Here is a 768-nt window from a genome sequence, read left to right on the forward strand (position 1 = left end):
CTGCTTTTCATCCTGAGCTTGAGTTCGCTGATGAAGCTGAGTTGCTTCGACCAGTTGAGCGAAAGCCTGACCATGAAGAGCTGGAGGATTTTTACTTTTAACCCACGGGGGCCGCTCTTCCTGATGGGAGACGGTCCTCCATTCTCAAAGGAGAAGACCATGAAAGATCACAGTCAAACGATTGTGTTCCCTGGGAACAATGTTGAATCACTTGCTGAGGCTAACGCCATGTTGAGCGCTGTGTCGGAAGATGCACGTAAAGCCAGCAATACGGAAGACAAGCGTGACCTTGAATCGCTTCAAGGCTGGCTGGAAGAGAACATCAATTCTCAACTGGCAGGCGTGAAGTAACTATGACTGTAACCCCACTGGGGGCTTCATGCCCCTGTGGGGGCATGGTGCCCGTAAAAGGAGTCACCATGAACGCAGTGAAGATGATCCAGAAGGAAAACCAGCTTGAGCTGCCGCTTTTCTTCCTGGATGAAGAGCCGAAGACCGCAGAAGTCATTCCATTTGAGCCAAAGCCCGAATGGACTGATGATGAGGTAAGGCAGTTACGTGATGGGCTTTTATGGCATAGCCTTAGAGTCCTTGCTGATGGTCGAGCGGGAAGTGAAATCAAGCAGGAAACGATGGCTTGGGTGATGTCCGATCAGGTACATCCATTCTCATTTGTGGTCTGCTGCGATGAAGCAGGTTACGATCCATCTGGAGTAAGGGAAGGCGTGAAGTCTATCCTAAACCGCTTAGCGCGGGTTAAAGCGGGGG

Annotated in this window: 1 protein-coding gene and 1 pseudogene; both read left to right on the forward strand. The window is 50.9% G+C overall.

The window, feature by feature from the left end; translation table 11 throughout:
• Nucleotides 1–351: pseudogene (locus tag BHE89_RS26445) on the forward strand (hypothetical protein); the annotation flags it as partial.
• 68 nt (nt 352–419) lie between these two features.
• Nucleotides 420–768: topoisomerase II (locus tag BHE89_RS19145; protein WP_286146347.1), on the forward strand; the 349-nt coding region annotated here is incomplete at its 3' end.

Origin of the sequence: Shigella sp. FC1967 (genome assembly GCF_001743005.1) — a bacterium.
In the GTDB taxonomy this organism is placed as follows: domain Bacteria; phylum Pseudomonadota; class Gammaproteobacteria; order Enterobacterales; family Enterobacteriaceae; genus Proteus.